The following is a 16,329-nucleotide window of genomic DNA, read 5'->3' on the forward strand; positions in this document are numbered from 1 at the left end:
ATTAGTTGGCGGAAGGCCCAAGAGCGGCAAGCCGGGCAGCACGCAGAGTGAGGTAATTGCGTTCCGGCACGCTCGACGTACGTGCCGCGGCGGTCCGGTACTCCTCGATCGCCGCCGTCCGGGACCCCGCCATCTCCAGCAGATGCGCCCGCGCGGCCGGCAGCCGGTGCCCACGCGCCAGCAGCGGGTCGGCCGCCAGCCGGTCCAGCGTCGCAAGTCCCGCGACCGGCCCGGCCACCATCGCCTGTGCGACAGCGCGGTTAAGCGTCACCACCGGGCTCGGCGTCAGGCGCTCCAGCACGCCGTACAACGCGAGGATCTGCGGCCAGTCGGTCTCGTCAGCGGACGGCGCCTCGTCGTGAAGCGCCGCGATCGCGGCCTGCACCTGATAGGGGCCGATCGGGCCGCGCGGCAGCACCTCGGTGACAAGCGCGATCCCCTCCGCGATCGCGGCGGCGTCCCACAGGCCGCGGTTCTGCGACGGCAGCGGCACCAGCTCGCCGACCGGGCCGGTCCGCGCGGCCGCTCGCGCCTCGGTGAGCAGCATCAACGCCAGCAGCCCGCCTACTTCGCTCTCCGAAGGCAGCAGCGCGCGCACCGCCCGGGTCAGCCGGATCGCCTCGGTGGACAGCTCCACGCGCAGCAGCGACGGCCCGGCCGAGCTGGTGTGCCCCTCGTTGAAGATCAGATAGAGCACGTGAAGCACGGAGGCGAGATCACCGCGGCCCGAGGCAGACGCGGCATATGTCCGCTTGGCTCGGCTGATCCGCTGGGCCATCGTCGCCTCCGGCACCAGGAACGCGCGGGCGATCTCCGCCGTGGTCAGCCCGCCCACCGCGCGAAGCGTCAGCGCGATCGCGGACGCCGGCGTGAGCGCCGGATGGCAGCAGAGGAACAGCAGGTCGAGCGTGTCGTCGCGGCCCTCGGCGGACGACCCGGTCAGCGGCTCCTCAAGACGGGAAACGGTCGACTCCCGGTTCCGCCGCGCCGAGGAGCTGCGGATCTCCTCGATCAGCCGCCGCTGCGCCACCTGGATCAGCCAGCCGCGCGGATTCGCCGGCACCCCCTCGGACGGCCACTGCCGGAACGCGGCAAGCAACGCCTCCTGCACCGCGTCCTCCGCGGCCGCGAAGTCGCCGGACCTGCGGGTGAGCACGCCGAGGACCTGCGGCGCGAGCTCACGCAGCAGGCCCTCGAACGCGGCATTGGTCACCACGAATCAGGTGCCGGCGCCTCCATGATCTGGCGGACCTCGATCGGCATGTTCAGCGGCTTCCCCTCCGGGCCGGGCGCGCTGGAGATGTAGGCGGCCACCTCCAGCACGCGGGACGGCGACTCCACGTCCACGATCCAGTAGCCGGCCAGGAACTCCTTCGTCTCCGGGAACGGGCCCTCGGTCACCACCGGCGCGCCGTCCGCGTCCGCCCGCACGATCTTCAGCTCGTTCGGCGCGCCAAGGCCCTCGGCCGCCACCCACTCGCCGGACTTCGTCAGCGCCTCGTTCACCTCGCCCATGAACGCGATGTGCTTCTCGATCTCCTCCGGCTTCCAGGTGTGGATCTCCGGGAAGTCCACGGAGACCTGGGAGAACTGCATCATCAGCATGTACTTCACGGTTCTGCTCCTCGTTCGGTGCGCCGATCCGACGCTCTCACGGACAGGTAGAGACCGTCACCCCGTTCTCGACACCCCCGCCGAAAAAAACCGGAAAAGATCTGCCGGGGTACGGCGTACCCGCAGAGGATCTTGCAGTTTTTCAGGCGCCGGTCGCCGTCACGCCATGCGAGCGTCATCGACGCGGGCCAGGCTCACGCCGGATCACCTGATCGCGACACATGGGAGTACCACGATGGCCCTGCCCCGACGCACCCTGCTTCAGGCGGCGGTCGCCGCACCCGCGGTCGGCGCGGCCGCCGGATTCGCCTCGGGCGCGTTCGACGCCGCACCGGCGCACGCCACAGGCAGCAGATTCGACGTGGACCACCCGCGCTTCTCGATCGCTGTGCTGCCGGACACGCAGTACCTGTTCGACGAGGACAGCTCCGACCCGGAGCCGCTGCGCGCGACGTTCACGTACCTCCGCGAGAACCGCACCATCGCGTTCATGACGCACCTCGGCGACGTCACCGAGCACGGCAGCGAGCACGAGATCGGGCTCGCGTCGGACACGTTCAAGGCGATCGACGGCAAGGTCCCCTACAGCGTGCTCGCCGGCAACCACGACATCAACGGCAGCACCACGGACCAGCGCGGCGCCTCCGCCTACCTGAAGGCGTTCAACCCGAAGCGGTTCGCGGCCGCGCGCACGTTCGGCGGCGCGTCCCCGGACGGCTACAACAGCTACCACGTGCTCACCGCAGGCGGCCGGAAGTGGCTGATCCTGGCGCTGGACTGGCGGCTCTCCGACGCCGGCTTCGCGTGGGCGCAGTCCGTGCTGGACAAGCACCGGACGCTGCCCGCGATCATCACCACGCATGAGCTGGCCTACGCGGACGACGCGGGCACGGCCTACCTGTCCGGCTACGGCCAGCAGATCTGGGACCGGCTGATCCGCAGGAACGACCAGATCTTCCTGTCGCTGAACGGGCACTACTGGCCGCCCGGCCGCACCGTGCTGAAGAACGACGCCGGTCACGACGTGCACGTCCACATCACGAACTACCAGGACCGCTACTACGGCGGCGCCGGCATGATCCGGTCGTACGCGTTCGACCTGGCGCGCGGCGTGATCGACGTGTCCACGTTCTCTCCGTGGTTCCTGTCCAAGGACCCGTCGAAGCGCACCGCGCTCGAGGAGGAGACGATCGAGCTGACCGGGCCGGTCGACCGCTTCACGCTCGACATCGACTTCGACGCCCGGTTCGCAGGCTTCTCCGGCGTGGTCCCGCCGGCCGCCCGCCCCGCGTCCGCCGTGCTGCTGCGGGACACAGTGGCGTACTGGCGGTTCGACAACATGGGCGCGGACAACACCGCGATCGTGAACGGCACAGTGGTGCGTGACCTCGCCAGGCGCGGCAACGACCTGACCGTGCAGTCGATCGGCGCCGGCGCACCGCTGCTGGCCTCCTCCGACCACCACCTCGGTGCGCCCGCCCACGCCAGCCTGCGCTTCAACGGCGGGAAGTCGCCCGACCGCGGCACCATCCTGGCAACCTCATCCAATGCCCCTCTGAACAGCCTGAAGTTCGAGTCCGGCTACACAATCGAGGCGTTCATCAAGCTGCCCGACCCGTTCGAGGGCGACCACGCGTGGATGGGCATCCTCAGCTGGCAGGGGCGCAACGGCGACGCCGGCAAGACCAGCGGCTGGTCCCAGGACGAGCCCACCTGCAGTCTGAACGTCACAAGCGAGCGCTTCCTCCAGTACGTCGTCTACCCGACCGACGTCGACGCCGACCCGACCTCCTGGAGCCACGCGCTGCCGACCGGCCGCTGGACCCACATCGCCATCGTCAACGACGGCCGCCGCACGATCATCTACGTCGACGGCTCCATGATCGCCCGCAACCCGTCGCAGCGCTCGCACGGGATCGCCACGCTCGGCAAGCCGTTCACCATCGGCGCGACCCAGTCGGCCGAGCGGTTCAACCAGGGCTTCTACGGCTGGATCGGCGACGTCCGGATCACCGCGCGGGCACTGTCGACCCGCGACTTCCTCACCACCACCTTCTAGACCTTCCCCCCTCAGGGCGCCGGGCGGCCCGCCACTCACCCGTCTGGGCCGCCCGGCGCCCGCCCTTGAGCCGCCTCGCGATCACGGCCCGGTGATCGCGAGGCCGCTTTTCGCAGCCATGGTCCCGCTCCCGCGGGTGAGATCAGGAGCGGCGTGCTCCGTACCCAACCCCGGCACCGGAAATGTCGTCTCATAAGCACCTGGCCGACGAAGTGGCCGAATCCTTGTTTCGCTCACGGTCCTTTCCCAGCGGCGTAAAGAACAGTGAGCAAACAAGGATCTTGAATCTCGCATAGTTGAAGATCTATTTCCGGCCGACGGACTGGAAGGTCTCGCCAGACATGGACCCTGAGCCCGAAAGCTCAGTAACGCCCACCTGCGTCCGCGCCCTACCCACCGGACCGGACAGCATCCGCACTGCCCAGAGGTCCGCGGCCCGACCAGGTCCATTTCAAGATCAAAATGGACTAAGCGGCATTGGGCATCGGTCGGCCCCGAGAGGGCCTCCCTTCCGGTTCCGCGTGGGAAAGAACAAGAACCAGTTCAACAGGCGTCACCTTGAGTCCGCGCTGGGCACGGCGCGGAGCAAGTTCCTGGTATTAGTTGAGGGCCGGAGGCCACCGGGTCCCGCACGGCTTACGCCGAGGCTGCGTGCTTGTCGGACACCAGGTCACCACTCTCGCGGACTTCCGCAGGAGCAGGGCGGGGAACCCTCACCCACCCCAGGAACCGGGCATAAAGCCAGCCAGCGGGTACGGTGGACAGCTCGCGGGCCGCCTCGGCCAGGCACGCGCCGAGGTAGATCGCCAGGGACACCCGAGCGCCCTCGTACTCGGCAAGCAAGTCGAGTTGCGCCTGATCGCACGGCCACTCCCGGCCGCAGAGGCGACAGTCCCACGACGGGCGGCGTGGTGTGTGGTCGTTCATCGCTGCACCTGGGACTTCTTCACGGCGGACGCGCGGACGTAGACACGGCGCTCAGCCCCCGGATCGGTGACGACCCGTCTGCAGAAAGCCTCGATGTGCCACCAGGGCTCGTTGTCGAACGTGACCTTCTCGATCACGCGGATGACACGGCAGATCAGCGTGCCCAGGCCGAATTTGTAGTCCACGTCCGCGAACCGATAGACCACATTGAGCCGTGGCCTTGTGTCGTCCCTGGTCACGAGACACGCAACCGATGCAGCGTGCGGCAGGGCAGGCGGGATCCGCAGCGGCAGACGCGCCGCTCTCCCGACCACACCGGCCGGTGCCGTCGCGTCAATGCGGCCGCGAGCACTTGCACGATCACCATCTGGACTCCCATAGGGGATGAGGCAGCCGGGGCTGTCCGACATCGACACCACATCCGCGCGAGTCATTTTGCGCGCGCATTTTTATCGGGTCAACATGCGCGAGGCGTCCCGCTCACGCAAACGGGTGGACGCATAGGAAGGGCACGGGCAGTCGGGCACAATGCCCGGGTGGACAGTCCGACCTTCGTTCGTTTCCAGCTCGGCGCTCAGCTCAGACGCCTGCGGGATGAGGCGCGCATCTCGACCGAACGCGCCGCGTCCGTCATCGAGGTGTCACCGAGCACGCTGCGCCGCATCGAGTCCGGCCGGGTCGGGATCAAGGCACCGGCGTTGAACGCGCTGCTCGACGAGTACACCGTGGCAGATCCCGAGCTGCGCGAGACGTTGCTGACGATGGCCCGCACGGGCAAGCAACGCGGCTGGTGGGCCAAGTACAGCGACCTACCTCAGGTCTACCGGCAGTACATCGGCCTGGAATCCGCAGCGGACGAGATGCACAACTTCGAGACGATCGTGGTACCCGGCCTGCTTCAAACCGAGGAGTACGCCCGGTCGATCACCACACGGGAGGCAACCCAGCCCACGCCCGAGGCGGTGGAACAACGCGTAGTCGTAAGGATGGAACGGCAGAAGTTGATCCACACCGGCCGGTTGCGACTGGTCGCCGTCATGGACGAGGCGGTCCTTCACCGCCAGATTGGTGGACCAGACGTCATGCGTGCCCAGCTCACCGCACTGGTTGAGGCCACAAAGCTATGGAACGTGACGCTTCAGATCATCCCGTTCCGGGAGGGCGCTTACGCCTCGATGTTGTCCAGCTTCGCCATCCTGAAATTCCCCGAGAGCCCAGGGGTGGTCTACATCGAGGGCTTGACCGGTGACCTCTACGCTGAGGGTGACGACGTTCAGCGCTGCACGAACGTGTTCAACAGCTTGCGGTCGTCGGCGTTGTCGCCCAGCGCGTCAACTGCCATGATCAAGAAGATCCGCGATGCGGAGCACCAGGAATAGGGAGGCCCGATGGACAGCCGTTGGCGCACGAGTTCCCGAAGCGGCGGCAACGGCCAGTGTGTCGAAGCCCGCGCAACCGCCGGTACGGCACAGGTCCGCGACTCCAAGGACCAGGCCGGCCTCATGCTGACGTTCAGCCAGTCGGCGTGGAACAGCTTCGTCCTCGGGTTGAAGAACAACGCCTGACCAGGAGCGCCGGGCGTGACACCTGACCGTGACCACACCCGGGCGCAAAACGGGTAGAACGGCCCCGCACGTGGTTCTTTGGTCTTTCCCCACGCGGAACCGGAAGGGAGGCCCCCTCGGGGCCGACCGGGGCCCGCGGGAGCGTGCGGGCCGGACCACCGCGGGAGCGGGAAGATGAATTGAAAACGCCGCCTCGCGGCCACTCGGAGGTGGCGGCGAGACGGCGTGGTGAGTGAGGGGTCAGCCTCGTTCGATCAGGTGGCCGATCAGGTCGGGGCAGACGCCGGCCAGGCCGGAGCCGTCGCGGCGCATGTCGATCTCGGGGAGGTCGATCGGCTCGCCGGTGGCGGTGGCGGCGCCGGGGCGGACGCCGATCCAGCCGACCACGATCGTGTCCTCGCCCTTGAGGAAGCGGTGGGCGCGGACGCCGCCGGTGGCGCGGCCCTTTGCGGGGTACTCGCCGAACGGCGTGACCTTGACGGTGCGGCCGGTCGACGTGATGACAAGCGGCGCGCCGTGGGCCGGGTCGTCTGCGCCGATCGCGCCGAAGAAGACGACGGTGGCGCCGGCGCTGAGGTTGATGCCGGCCATGCCGCCGCCCTTTATCCCCTGCGGGCGGACGATCGAGGCGGCGAAGCGGAGTAGTGCGGCGTCGCTGGTCAGGAACGCCAGCGACTCCTCGCCGGTGATCCAGGTGGAGCCGACCACCTCGTCGCCGTCCTTGAGGCCGATGACCTCGAAGACGTCCGCGCGGACCGGCCACTCCGGCGCGCAGACCTTGACCGAGCCCTGGCGGGTGCCGAGCGCGAGCGTCTCGCCGGGCTTCGGGACCAGGGGGGCCAGTCCGATGACTGTCTCGCCGGGTTCGAGGTCGGCCAGCTCGCTTGCGGACATGCCGCCGCGGAGCGAGACCGTGCCGGTGTGTTCGGGGAGGACCGGGAGCGGCAGCACGTCGGTCTTGAACGCGCGACCCTTGTTCGTGATGAGCAGGACCTGGCCGCGCGCGGTGGTGTGGACAAGCGCGCGGACCGCGTCGTGCCGGTCGCGGCCGTTGCGGAGCGTCGCCTCGGAGGCCTCCTCGGACTCGGCCGCGGTGCGCGCGACCAGGCCGGTGGCGGACAGGATGACCTGGCAGGGGTCGTCCTTGACCTCGAGCGGGCCGGCCGGGACGGAGGCGGCCAGCACCTCCTTGAGGTCGCCGTCGATGAGCGCGGTGCGGCGGCCGGCGCCGAACTCCTTGGCGACCGCGCCCAGCTCGTCCGAGACGAGCTTCTTGAGCACCTTGTCGTCGTCGAGGATCAGCGACAGCTCGGCGATCTCGTTGTTGAGCCGCTCCTGCTCCGCCTCCAGCTCCAGCCGGTCGAAGCGGGTGAGCCGGCGCAGCGGCGTGTCGAGGATGTACGTCGCCTGGATGTCGGAGAGCCCGAACTGCTCCATCAGGCCGTCCTTTGCGGACTGCGCGTCGTCGCTGGCCCGGATCAGCCGGACCACGTTGTCGATGTCGAGCAGCGCGATGAGCAGGCCGTCCACCAGGTGCAGGCGTTCCTGCCGCTTGGTCCGCCGGTAGGTCGTCCGCCGGGTGACCACCTCGTAGCGGTGCTCAAGGAACACCTCAAGCAGCGCCTTGAGGCCGAGCGTCCGCGGCTGTCCGTCGACGAGCACCAGGTTGTTGACGCCGAACGACTGCTCAAGCGGCGTCAGCCGGTAGAGGTCGGCGAGCAGCGCCTGCGGGTTCACGCCGACCTTGCACTCGACGACCAGGCGGGTGCCGTTCTCCCGGTCGGTGAGGTCCTTGACGTCAGCGATGCCCTGCAGCCGGCGGGTCTTGTTGACCTCGTCGGTGATCTTCTCGATGACCTTCTCGGCGCCGATGCCGTACGGCAGTTCGGTGACGGTGATCGCCTGGCGTCCGCGTGAGCCCTCCAGCGGCCCGATCTCCACCTTGCCGCGCATGCGCACCACGCCCCGGCCGGTCTCGTACGCGCGACGGACCTCGTCCAGCCCGAGCAGCAGCCCGCCGGTCGGCAGGTCAGGCCCGGGGACGAACGTCATCAGCTTGTCGAGCGTCGCGTCCGGGTGGTTGATCAGCCACCGGGCCGCGGTCACCACCTCGCCGAGGTTGTGCGGGATCATGTTGGTCGCCATCCCGACCGCGATCCCGGACGTGCCGTTGACAAGCAGGTTCGGGAAGGCGGCCGGGAGCACGGACGGCTGCATGAGCGAGCCGTCATAGTTCGGGACGAAGTCGACTGTGCCCTCGCCGAGCTCGCCGACAAGCAGCATCGCCTCGCGGGACATGCGTGCCTCGGTGTACCGCGCCGCGGCCGGGCCGTCGTCGGGCGAGCCGAAGTTGCCGTGGCCGTCGATAAGCGGCACGTTGAGCGAGAAGTCCTGGGCGAGCCGGACCATGGCGTCGTAGATCGCGACATCGCCGTGCGGGTGGTACTTACCCATCACGTCACCGACGACGCGGGCCGACTTCACGTGCCCGCGGTCCGGCCGGTAGCCCTGCTCGGACATGGAGAACAGGATGCGGCGGTGGACCGGCTTGAGCCCGTCCCGCGCGTCCGGCAGGGCGCGGGAGTGGATGACCGAGAACGCGTACTCCAGGTAGGAGTCCTCGACCTCGGTGGTGAGCGGGTTGTCGATGATCCGCGCGCCGGCCGCGTCGAACGCGGACAGGTCGACCTTGGCGGACTTGGAGTCTTTACGGCGAGCCATTGGAAAGAAATCCCTTACGCGTCAATGGCGTCGCGGTCGACGCGGTCGGACGATTCGATCAACCAGTTCTTGCGGGGCTCGACCTTCTCCCCCATGAGCAGCTCAAGCGTGCGCTCGGCCGCCTCGACGTCCTCGAGCGTGATCCGCCGGACCGCGCGGGAGGCGGGGTTCATCGTGGTGTCCCACAGCTCGTCCGCGTCCATCTCGCCGAGGCCCTTGAACCGCGGGATCGGCGTGACGATCTGTCTGCCGGACTTGGTCAGCCTGGCGACCGTGTTGGTCATCTCCGGCTGCGTGTAGGTGTAGATCGTCTGCGGCGAACGGCCCTTGGTGGTGATCTTGTGGAGCGGGGGCATCGCGGCGTAGAGCCGGCCGGCCTCGATCGCCGGCCGCATGTACTTCGCGAACAGCGTGATCAGCAGGGTACGGATGTGCGAGCCGTCGACATCCGCATCTGCCATGATCAGGACCCGGCCGTAGCGCATCGCGGACACGTCGAACGTGCGCCCGGAGCCCGCACCCAGCACCTGCACGATCGCGGAGCACTCCGCGTTGTCAAGGACCTGCTGCATGCTTGCCTTCTGCACGTTCAGGATCTTGCCGCGGATCGGCAGCAGCGCCTGGTACTCCGAGGAGCGCGCCATCCGGGCCGTACCGAGCGCGCTGTCACCCTCGACGATGAACAGCTCGCTGCGGCCGACGCCCGTGGAGCGGCAGTCGACAAGCTTGGCCGGCATCGACGCGCCCTCAAGCGCCGTCTTCCGCCGGGCCGCGTCCTTCTGCTGCTTCTGGGTGAGCCGCACCCGGCCCGCGTCGACGATCTTCTGCAGGACCGTGCGCGCCTCGATCTTGGTCCGCTTGTCCTGCACCCACTCCTTGAGGCGCGCCTCCACAACCGCCTGCACCACCCGGGTGATGCCGGCCGTGGACAGCTCGTCCTTGGTCTGCGAGGTGAACTGCGGCTCCGGCACGCGCACGTGGATGACGGCTGTCATCCCCTCCAGCACGTCGTCCAGGACCGGCGGGTCCTCCTTCGGCTTGAGCAGGCCGCGGGTGTTCTTCACGGCCTCGCCCAGCGCGCGGACCGCGGCCCGCTCGAAGCCCTTGCGGTGGGTGCCGCCGTGCACGTTGCGGATCGTGTTGGTGAACGACTCAACGATCCGCTCGTAGCCGGTCCCCCAGCGGAACGAGATCTCGATCTCGGCGGTGCGCTCCACGTTCGACCGCATGACGCCGTTCTCGTCGGCGGCGTTCTCCCGGTACGACCCGGTGCCGTTGATGGTGATCGTGCCGGAGACCGGCTTCTCGCTCGACGGCGCCAGGAAGTCGACCATGTCGGCAAGCCCGTTCGGGAAGTGGAACTCCTCGGTGCCGTTGCCGGACATCGGATCCACGTTCGCATCGCGGAGCACGTAGGAAACGCCGGGGACCAGGAACGCGGTGTTGCGCAGCTTGGTCCGGACCGCCTCGACGTCGAGCGCGGCGCCGGCCTCGAAGTAGCGTGCGTCGTACCAGTACCGAGTGGACGTGCCGGTCGGCTCGCCGCGCTTCATCTTCCCGGTGACGCGCAGGCCTGCCGCGGCGGTGAACGGCGCATCCGGGCCCGGGCCGTGGAACTCGCCCGCGACACCGTGCCGGAACGAGATCTCGTGGATCTTGCCGTCCCGCCGCACCGTCACGTCGTAGCGCAGGGACAGCGCGTTGACCGCGGACGCGCCCACGCCGTGTAGGCCGCCGGAGGTCTTGTAGCCGGACCCGCCGAACTTGCCGCCCGCATGCAGCCGGGTGAGCACCAGCTCGACGCCGGACATGCCGGACTTGGCGTGCGTGTCGGTCGGAATGCCACGCCCGTCGTCGTCGACCTGGACGGAGCCGTCCTCGTGAAGCGTCACCTTGATGCGGGTCGCGTGACCGCCGACACCCTCGTCCGTCGAGTTGTCGATGATCTCGTTGAACAGGTGGTTGACGCCACGACTGTCGGTGGATCCGATGTACATGCCGGGCCGCTTACGAACCGCGTCCAGCCCCTCGAGGTGGGTGAGGTCGGCTGCCCCGTACAGGGTCTCGGGCTGTGCAGTCACCGGTTCTTGACTCCAGATCCTCGCGCTTGTGCTGGGTGGCGCCGTAACACGACCCCGCGAGCCTAACCGCAGGGTCCGACGAGACCGTCGCTCCATGCCGCACATCTCAGGCGTCGCGGCGCAATGACCGGAAAGACTATCGCACAGATGTTCTAGTCACGCCTCGTAGGCGCGCCAGTAGAGACCGTCCTCGCGGGCCAGGATGTCCAGGTCGACGAGGTATCGGCGGATCGCGACATGATCCACCCCCGGCACCCCGTCGCACCAGGCGCGGAGGATGTCATTGACCTCGGTTTCGCGGTAGCGGCGACCGGGCGTGAAGGACCCGGCCGCCAGGTGGTCAAGCACGGCCCGGCGACGGGTCAGCTTGCTCGGCATGGCGGTAAGACGCCCCTCGCGCACGAACGTGCGAATGGCTGCGTCGTCGGAATCTGACACTGGGTTACCTCCGGAGCGTAAACGAGATCCACGTCACCCTAGATCCCGGGCGTGGCCCAGTCAGCCGATTTCCACTGTGGAACGGCACCCCCAAATCAAGATCATCCGGGGGTACGGGTGGAAGGCTTCTCCACACTTCGTTCACAACGTCCGCCGTTCCTCTGCACGACCGCCACCTAGAGTCACTGCCAACGGGGGTCCACGAGGAGGAGTAATGAGCATTTCTCAACCTGGCTGCTCTACTGCGCCAAGGCCGTGTCCACGGGTCGGGCTGTGACCAGGTTGGGACAGGTTGAAAAACACTCAATGGCCGCACAGCGCACGATCCTGGTCGTCGAGGACGAGCGTGCGATCGCGGATGCGGTCGCCGCCCGACTGCGTGCCGAGGGCTTCCTGGTGCACTGCGTGGGGGACGGCCCGGCGGCGGTCGAGGCCGCCCGCCGGATCCACCCCGACGCGGTGGTGCTTGACGTGATGCTCCCCGGCTTCGACGGCCTGGAGGTGTGCCGCCGACTCCAGGCCGAGCGCCCGGTGCCGGTGCTGATGCTCACCGCGCGCGACGACGAGACCGACCTGCTGATCGGGCTCGCGGTCGGCGCGGACGACTACCTCACCAAGCCGTTCTCGATGCGCGAGCTGACTGCGCGGGTGCACGCGCTGCTCCGCCGGATGACGAAGGCCGCGGCCGGCGAGCCGCCGATCGTGTTCGGTGACCTGGAGATCAACCGGGCCGAGCGGCGGGTCACCCGGGCCGGTGTGGAGGCGCACCTGACGCCGACCGAGTTCGACCTGCTTGTGCACCTGGCCGGGCGGCCGCGCACGGTCCTGCCCCGGGAGCGGCTGCTCGCCGACGTGTGGGGCTGGGCCGACGCCTCAGGCACCCGGACCGTGGACAGCCACATCAAGGGCCTGCGCCGCAAGCTCGGCGCCGACCTGATCAGAACCGTGCACGGCGTCGGGTACGCGCTTGAGGTGGACAGGTGACCCACGTCCGCGGGCGCCCGGCCGCCGGCCTACATGTGCTGATCCGGACCGGCTCCCGGATCCTCGACGCGATCTACCGGGTCGGCGGCTGGCTGCGGGCCCGGCCCCCGGTCGGCCCGGTGATGAACGTGCTCGAGCGCCTGACCGGCCGCCTCCCCCGCCCGTTCGACCCGGTCCGCTCGATCAAGGCGAAGCTGTCGCTCGCGCTCGGCCTGGCCGGCGGCGTCGGTCTGCTCGTGCTCTGGTACTCGCTGAAGTGGATCCCGCTCAACGTCGCGTTCATCGCCTCTGCGGTTGCGCTGGCGCTGCTCACGCTGCAGATCGCGGCGCACGGCGCGACGGTGCCGCTACGCGAGATGACCGAGGCGGCCCGGCAGATGGCGCGCGGCGACTACACCCGCCGGGTGCACTCCACCTCCCGGGACGAGGTCGGCGAACTGGCCGCCGCGTTCAACCTGATGGCGTCGGATCTGGCCGCGGCGGACGGGCAGCGGCGGGAGCTGATCGCAAGCGTCTCGCACGAGCTGCGCACCCCGATCACCGCGCTGCGCGGCATGCTCGAGAACATCGTGGACGGCGTCTCCGCGCCGGACCCGGCCGCCATGCGCACCGCACTGGCCCAGACCGAGCGCCTCGGCAAACTCGTCGCCGAGCTGCTCGACCTGTCCCGGCTGGACGCCGGGATCGTACCGATGAAACGCTCCTGGATCGTCCTTGACGACTTCCTCGCCGACGTGGTCGCGGAGGCCGAGGTGAACAGCCCCGCCGTGCCGATCATGCTGTCGGCCGAGTCCGGTCTCACGCTCGACGGCGACCCGGAACGGCTGCACCAGCTCTTCGCGAACCTGCTCGACAACGCGGCCCGGCACAGCCCGCCGGGCGGCACGGTCCGGCTCCGCGCCGCGGCCGACGGCGACTGTGGCGTGCTGTTCTCCGTCGCGGACCAGGGCAGCGGCATCCCGGCCGCGGAGCGCGACCGGGTCTTCGAACGCTTCACCCGAGGCCAGCGCGCGACAGGCGGCGGCACCGGGCTGGGGCTGGCGATCGCGCGCTGGGTGGTGCAGCTTCATCACGGCAGCATCGCGGTGGTCGACCCGGGTCCGGACGACGCGATGACCGGCTGTCACGTGCAGGTGCGGCTGCCGCGCGAAAGTCACTGACCACCGGAGGCGATGAATCGCCGCCCTGAACACGTCACTTGAGTACGGCGCCTGTGCCGTCCGCGCGTCGCGCGGCCGGGCGCCGCCACCTACCCACCCAACGGGGAGTCCGCCGTCGTGACCGCAGCACCGCAAGAACCACCGGCTTCGCCCGCCGCACCGCAGGACGTGCCGGCCCAGCCCGCCGCGCCGCAGGAGCCGGCCTCTCCCGCCGCACCGCAGGACCCGGCCTCTCCCGGCGCACCGCAGAATCCGGCTTCTCCCGCCGCACCGCAGAATCCGGCTTCTCCCGCCGCACCGCAGGCGACGCTCAGCTCACCCACACCTCGGCAGGCGTCGACCCCGCCTCTCGCGGGATCCGCCACGCCCGCGCCTGCCGTTCCTGCTGCCCCTGCCGCAGCGCAAGGCCTGCCACATCAGCCGCCGGGCCCACCCGCCGCGCCCGGAACGCCGCCGGGCGCCTGGAACGCCACCCCGCACCAGGGCCCGTGGGCCGCGCCGCTCCCCTACCGCTGGATCGACCCCGCCGCCCCCGCCGGACCGGCTGCCGTGATCGCCCTGCTCGCCGCCGCCGCGATCGGTGCCGGCACGCTCACCGTCGATCTGCCCGGTCTCGGCTGGCTGATCACCGCGCTGGCCGCCGGCGCCGCGATCGCTGTGGCCGGCCGCGCCCGCACGCACACCGAGATGCCGCCGCCGCGTGTCACGTCCGCCGTGCCCACGGTCGTGCGTCCCGCCGACCGCTACCTCTGGGCCGCCGTCACGCTGCTGCTGGCCGGCGCCGGGACGATCAGGGCGGCCGGCTGGCTGTTCGCGCTCTGTGTGCTCACCGCGCTGGCCACTGCCCTGCTCGCCGCGGTCGGCGACCGCTCGGTCCGGGCGCTCGGTTACCTCACGGCGGTCCTGCCCGCGGCCGCCGGGCGAGCCGTCCCCTGGCTGGTCCGTGGTGCGCGGACGATCCGGCGCCGCAGAGGCGGCGACGCGCCCCGGCTGGCACTGCCGATCCTGCTCACAGTGGTGCTGCTTATCGTGTTCGGCGCGCTCTTCGCGTCCGCTGATGCGGCGTTCAACTCGCTTATCGTGGCCGCGCTGCCCGAGCTGGACGGGACGATCGTGGCCCGGGTGGTCATCCTGTTCCCGGTGCTGCTGCTGGCGATCGGCGCGCTCGCGTTCCTGCGGGCCGCGCCGCCGCGCACCGCCGACCTGAACGAGCCGGTCCGCCGCCCGTTCCGCCGGGCCGAGTGGCTGCTGCCGCTTGTCGCGCTGGACCTGCTGTTCGGCGCGTTCGTGCTGGTCCAGGCCGCGGTGCTGTTCGGTGGCGCGCGGCACGTACTGGAGACTGACGGCCTGACCTACGCGGAGTACGCCAGGTCCGGCTTCTGGCAGCTGCTTGTGGTCACCGGCCTGACGCTCGTGGTGATCAGCATCGCCGCGGTCACCGCGCCGCGTGCGTCCCGCGCCGACCGGGTGCTGGTCCGGGTGCTGCTCGGCGTGCTGTCCGGCCTGACGCTGCTGATCGTGGCGTCCGCGCTGTCCCGGATGGCGGTCTACGCGGACGTCTACGGCCTTACCCGGCTGCGCGTGCTGGTCTTCGCCACCGAGATCTGGCTCGGCGTGATCTTCGTGATGGTGCTGGTCGCCGGCATCCGGCTGCACGCGCGATGGCTGCCCCGGGCCGTGCTCGGCGCGACAGCGGTGACCATGCTGGCACTGGTCGCGGTGAACCCGGACGCGCTGATCGCCCGGCACAACCTTCGCCGGGATCGGATCGACACGTTCTACCTGCGCACGCTCTCCGCGGACGCGGCGCCGGAGCTGGCCAGGGCCGGCGACGACTGCCTGACCGCTCAGATCGCCCGGGACCTTGCCCGGCACGAGGACGACTGGCAGGACTTCAACCTGGCCCGCGCCCGGGCCAGGGCACTCCTGGGGGACAAAGCGATCACCTGCACGTACAGCTAAAGCGAACCCCGTCTCGGATCTCCGGGCCGGCACCTGTCTTCCGGCAGGTGCCGGCGGCTGGGGTGCGCTGTTAGCGTGACCGGGATGGTGCGACGGCTGCGTACCCCCGCGATCCTGATCTTTCTTCTGCTCTCGATGATCGTCCAGGGTGACGTGTCCTGGCCGGTGGCGGCCGGAACCGCGCTGATCGCCGCCGCGGCCGTGGTCTGGCGCCGGTTTCCGCTTGCCGCGCTGACCCTGGCCGCCGCGGTGAGCCTGCTCCCCGACCCGGCCGTGGTGCCGATGCTCGGCGCGGTCGCGGTCTGCTTCGCGGCCGGGCGGCGGCTGGACCGGGTGGGGCCGCCACAGATCGTCTTCGCGGTGGTGGCGGTCGCGGGGCTGCCGGTCGCAGCCGCGAACGGGACGGCCTCCGGCGCGATAAACGTGCTGCTGGCCGAGTTCGTCCTCTGCGCGCTGCCCTGGTGGGCCGGGAGCTGGTGGCGGCAGCGGGCGGAACTGGCCCGGGCCGGCTGGGAGCGGGCCGCGTGGCTGGAGCTGCAGGCGGAGCAGGCCCGGCTGCACGAGCGCACCCGGATCGCCCGGGACATGCACGACTCGCTCGGTCACCAGCTGAGCCTGATGGCGCTGCTGGCCGGCGGCCTCGAGGTCGACAGGGAGCTGCCGGACGAGCACCGGGAGACGGCGACGCGGCTGCGCGCGGGGGATCGCGCTCCCGCACAGCTACATCCGCACGCCGCCGCCGGTGCTCACCGCGCCGCCGGCCCCGCCGCACGCCAGCTGCGAGTTCTACCGGCCCGGCATCTTCAGCCTGTCCGGCG

At 69.9% G+C, this 16,329-nt stretch carries 12 protein-coding genes and 1 pseudogene; 7 read left to right on the plus strand and 6 right to left on the minus strand.

The window, feature by feature from the left end:
* Position 1: 1 nt before the first annotated feature.
* Positions 2 to 1,213: an RNA polymerase sigma factor gene (locus ACIA8K_RS05980; protein ID WP_396055667.1), complete on the minus strand. Its 1,212-nt coding sequence runs from the start codon at positions 1,211 to 1,213 to the stop codon at positions 2 to 4.
* Entirely contained in the window at positions 1,210 to 1,605 is a 396-nt protein-coding gene (locus tag ACIA8K_RS05985; RefSeq protein WP_396055669.1) for a YciI family protein, read from the minus strand. Before ACIA8K_RS05985 ends, ACIA8K_RS05980 begins: the two co-directional genes overlap by 4 nt.
* Positions 1,606 to 1,849: 244 nt before the next feature.
* Between ACIA8K_RS05985 and ACIA8K_RS05990 the strand changes: the two genes are divergently transcribed.
* Positions 1,850 to 3,673 carry a LamG-like jellyroll fold domain-containing protein gene (locus ACIA8K_RS05990; protein WP_396055433.1) on the plus strand — a complete coding sequence of 608 codons (1,824 nt, stop codon included), beginning with the start codon at positions 1,850 to 1,852 and terminating at the stop codon, positions 3,671 to 3,673.
* Between the two features lie 923 nt (positions 3,674 to 4,596).
* Here ACIA8K_RS05990 and ACIA8K_RS05995 read toward each other — a convergent pair.
* Complete coding sequence (locus tag ACIA8K_RS05995; RefSeq protein WP_396055435.1) at positions 4,597 to 4,839, minus strand: hypothetical protein; 243 nt, start codon at positions 4,837 to 4,839, stop codon at positions 4,597 to 4,599.
* A 297-nt stretch (positions 4,840 to 5,136) separates the two neighbouring features.
* Here ACIA8K_RS05995 and ACIA8K_RS06000 point away from each other — a divergent pair, with 297 nt between their 5' ends.
* Complete coding sequence (locus ACIA8K_RS06000) at positions 5,137 to 5,979, plus strand: helix-turn-helix domain-containing protein (RefSeq protein WP_396055437.1); 843 nt, start codon at positions 5,137 to 5,139, stop codon at positions 5,977 to 5,979.
* Between the two features lie 9 nt (positions 5,980 to 5,988).
* Entirely contained in the window at positions 5,989 to 6,165 is a 177-nt protein-coding gene (locus ACIA8K_RS06005) for a DUF397 domain-containing protein (RefSeq protein WP_396055439.1), read from the plus strand.
* 240 nt (positions 6,166 to 6,405) lie between these two features.
* Here the strand turns inward: ACIA8K_RS06005 and ACIA8K_RS06010 are convergent, their stop codons facing one another.
* From ACIA8K_RS06010 to ACIA8K_RS06020, 3 genes are all read right to left on the minus strand, one after another.
* Complete coding sequence (locus tag ACIA8K_RS06010; protein ID WP_396055441.1) at positions 6,406 to 8,886, minus strand: DNA topoisomerase (ATP-hydrolyzing) subunit A; 2,481 nt, start codon at positions 8,884 to 8,886, stop codon at positions 6,406 to 6,408.
* Between the two features lie 14 nt (positions 8,887 to 8,900).
* A complete protein-coding gene (locus ACIA8K_RS06015) occupies positions 8,901 to 10,967 on the minus strand; it encodes a type IIA DNA topoisomerase subunit B (protein WP_396055443.1) in 2,067 nt (688 codons plus the stop codon).
* A gap of 156 nt (positions 10,968 to 11,123) precedes the next feature.
* A complete protein-coding gene (locus ACIA8K_RS06020; protein WP_396055445.1) occupies positions 11,124 to 11,405 on the minus strand; it encodes a DUF2087 domain-containing protein in 282 nt (93 codons plus the stop codon).
* Positions 11,406 to 11,711: 306 nt separating this feature from the next.
* On the opposite strand from ACIA8K_RS06020, the gene ACIA8K_RS06025 reads away from it, so the two are divergent.
* The 4 genes and pseudogenes from ACIA8K_RS06025 to ACIA8K_RS06040 all read left to right on the plus strand — a co-directional run.
* On the plus strand, positions 11,712 to 12,389 hold the full coding sequence (locus tag ACIA8K_RS06025) for a response regulator transcription factor (RefSeq protein WP_396055447.1): 678 nt from the start codon (positions 11,712 to 11,714) through the stop codon (positions 12,387 to 12,389).
* A 122-nt stretch (positions 12,390 to 12,511) separates the two neighbouring features.
* Entirely contained in the window at positions 12,512 to 13,549 is a 1,038-nt protein-coding gene (locus ACIA8K_RS06030; RefSeq protein ID WP_396055671.1) for an ATP-binding protein, read from the plus strand.
* A gap of 117 nt (positions 13,550 to 13,666) precedes the next feature.
* Positions 13,667 to 15,511: a DUF4153 domain-containing protein gene (locus ACIA8K_RS06035; protein WP_396055449.1), complete on the plus strand. Its 1,845-nt coding sequence runs from the start codon at positions 13,667 to 13,669 to the stop codon at positions 15,509 to 15,511.
* A gap of 282 nt (positions 15,512 to 15,793) precedes the next feature.
* Positions 15,794 to 16,195: pseudogene (locus ACIA8K_RS06040) on the plus strand (histidine kinase); the annotation flags it as partial.
* Positions 16,196 to 16,329: the final 134 nt, after the last annotated feature.

It is taken from the genome of Catenuloplanes sp. NPDC051500, assembly GCF_044454585.1.
Taxonomy (GTDB): domain Bacteria; phylum Actinomycetota; class Actinomycetes; order Mycobacteriales; family Micromonosporaceae; genus Catenuloplanes.

Bases quoted from the DNA above. Each gene is read 5' to 3' on its own strand.
- ACIA8K_RS05990 (WP_396055433.1), top strand. From the start codon at position 1,850: ATGGCCCTGCCCCGACGCACCCTGCTTCAGGCGGCGGTCGCCGCACCC.
- ACIA8K_RS06025 (WP_396055447.1), top strand. From the start codon at position 11,712: ATGGCCGCACAGCGCACGATCCTGGTCGTCGAGGACGAGCGTGCGATC.
- ACIA8K_RS06005 (WP_396055439.1), top strand. From the start codon at position 5,989: ATGGACAGCCGTTGGCGCACGAGTTCCCGAAGCGGCGGCAACGGCCAG.
- ACIA8K_RS06030 (WP_396055671.1), top strand. From the start codon at position 12,512: ATGAACGTGCTCGAGCGCCTGACCGGCCGCCTCCCCCGCCCGTTCGAC.
- ACIA8K_RS06010 (WP_396055441.1), bottom strand. From the start codon at position 8,886: ATGGCTCGCCGTAAAGACTCCAAGTCCGCCAAGGTCGACCTGTCCGCG.
- ACIA8K_RS05985 (WP_396055669.1), bottom strand. From the start codon at position 1,605: ATGCTGATGATGCAGTTCTCCCAGGTCTCCGTGGACTTCCCGGAGATC.